This window comes from Pelotomaculum sp. FP, assembly GCF_004369245.1.
GTDB lineage: Bacteria > Bacillota > Desulfotomaculia > Desulfotomaculales > Pelotomaculaceae > Pelotomaculum_C > Pelotomaculum_C schinkii.
On the sequence record NZ_QFGB01000132.1, the window covers coordinates 1 to 1744 of the forward strand.

Annotated in this window: 3 protein-coding genes and 1 pseudogene; 3 read left to right on the forward strand and 1 reads right to left on the reverse strand. The window is 42.7% G+C overall.

The features are described 5' to 3' along the window. Positions 1–514: pseudogene (locus Psfp_RS20985) on the forward strand (hypothetical protein); the annotation flags it as partial. Between the two features lie 67 nt (positions 515–581). Continuing rightward, a complete protein-coding gene (locus Psfp_RS20990; RefSeq protein WP_192895575.1) occupies positions 582–719 on the forward strand; it encodes a hypothetical protein in 138 nt (45 codons plus the stop codon). 100 nt (positions 720–819) lie between these two features. Here Psfp_RS20990 and Psfp_RS20995 read toward each other — a convergent pair whose 3' ends face one another. Continuing rightward, positions 820–1164, reverse strand: a complete 345-nt coding sequence (locus tag Psfp_RS20995) for a NifB/NifX family molybdenum-iron cluster-binding protein (RefSeq protein ID WP_134220452.1) — start codon at positions 1162–1164, stop codon at positions 820–822. Between the two features lie 285 nt (positions 1165–1449). On the opposite strand from Psfp_RS20995, the gene Psfp_RS21000 reads away from it, so the two are divergent. After that, a complete protein-coding gene (locus Psfp_RS21000) occupies positions 1450–1641 on the forward strand; it encodes a hypothetical protein (RefSeq protein WP_134220453.1) in 192 nt (63 codons plus the stop codon). Positions 1642–1744 lie beyond the last annotated feature (103 nt).

A 1744-nucleotide genomic window follows, 5' to 3' on the forward strand; every position in this document is an offset into this window, starting at 1 on the left:
GGTGGAGGGCGGGGAAAAAATATATTTATGTGAAACGTGCCGGTTGAAGGCCCGGTCTATGGGGCTGGACTATGTCAAGTATAAAAGTGTGCAGGGCGGGTGCCCCCGTTGCAGAAAAGAAAGCGATAAAGGAGGTGGGCAGACGGTTGAACACAAGGCTTGGAAGTTAAACGGGTTTCTGGGGGTTTTACTTGTCCTGTTACTAATTGGCGCAGCCGCTTATTTTTTTGACAGCTATAATATTGTTGCAGAGGTTGCCCTCATTCTTCTTTCTCTATTGGTATTGAGCGGAATTAACGTCGTTCACCCCAATGAAGCCAAAGCTGTAACATCCTTTCAGATTATCGTAGAAGGGGCTGTTGGGATGGCTCAAATGGCTATTGCCCAACTGCAACAAGATAATATTATTGAGCTGGATGAGGAACGGAAAGTAATGATGATTAACAACCTTCTCGTTGCAATAGTCTCAGACCGGTCTTCTCAGCCGGTCATCAATGTAGGGAGTCTCTACTAGAACCCAGGAAGGATAATCATGGCTGCAAAGAAAAAATTTCCTCTGCGCATAGATTCAATACTTTACGATGTGTTGGAACGATGGGCTGCTGGCGAGTTTCGAAGTGTTAATTCCCAGATCGAATTTCTCCTGCGTCAAGCAGCTTTCCGGGCGTATACCAGCCGCCCGGGACGCGCAGGAAGATCAGAAACAAAACAGTGACTAAAGATTCTGTGATTTTCAATAAACTGATGCAAGTAAAAATCATGAATGCAAACTGGAAAAGCGTGATCTTTTGGATCACGCTTTCGCTCTGCTCAATCGCTTTAATGATGCCCGCCGCAGTTGCACTGGCCCCCTCCGGTAACCAGTTGGCCGCTGAGAAAGTCTGCGGCTACTCTTTCTACTTCACCGGATGCGCCGGAGATCACCTGCAGGCCTGTCCGTTGAAGCGCCTCAGCCATCGGCCGGCCGATGCCCCCGGTGATGATTACTTCTACCCCTTCGGTTTTAAGCATACTGGCCAGTCCTCCATGATTGTGCAGGACCTCGTTGGTCAGTATTTTTTTGCCGGTAATCTTTCCGTTCTCTGTTTCAACTACGACAAATTCCCGGCTGGAGCCAAAGTGTGCGTTTACCTGTCCATTCAGGTAAGGCATGGCGATTTTCATTTTTATAATTTCCTCCTTTGTCCTGCTTTTTTTAATTGTACTAATTAAATTGTTCCCCGGTATTAGAAGTATTAAGCCATGTTATTATGGACGTGGTTTAATGATAATCATACCGGCTATAACGAACACATGTCAACAATAAATATGACGATATAAAATCCGGACCAGCTATTTTTGCGTATTTTACTTGCTGTAGCTCTTGACAGGATTATCGATGATAAATATAATTATTTTCTGTACGAAATATTAAGATGTGAAAATAATTGAGCAATGGAGGATATGGTAATGGAAACCGTAAGTAAAAAGGTCGAGGTAGCAAGACTTTTTTTTGAAGTGAATAAAACTATAAAGCACAGTATGCGCAGGAGGCTTGAAGATATTGGAATAACACTGCCGCAAAGTTTAGTTATTGGCGCATTGATAAAATTTGGTGAAATGAAGATTACTGAATTAACAGTAGTTATGCACTTTCAGTAAATTAGTACCAAAAAACATTTTTAAAAAATGCTCAAAAAATACTCAAAAGCCCTTGACATTTTCAAAATCGCCCAATAATCGAAATGGATGGTATTTTATGCCA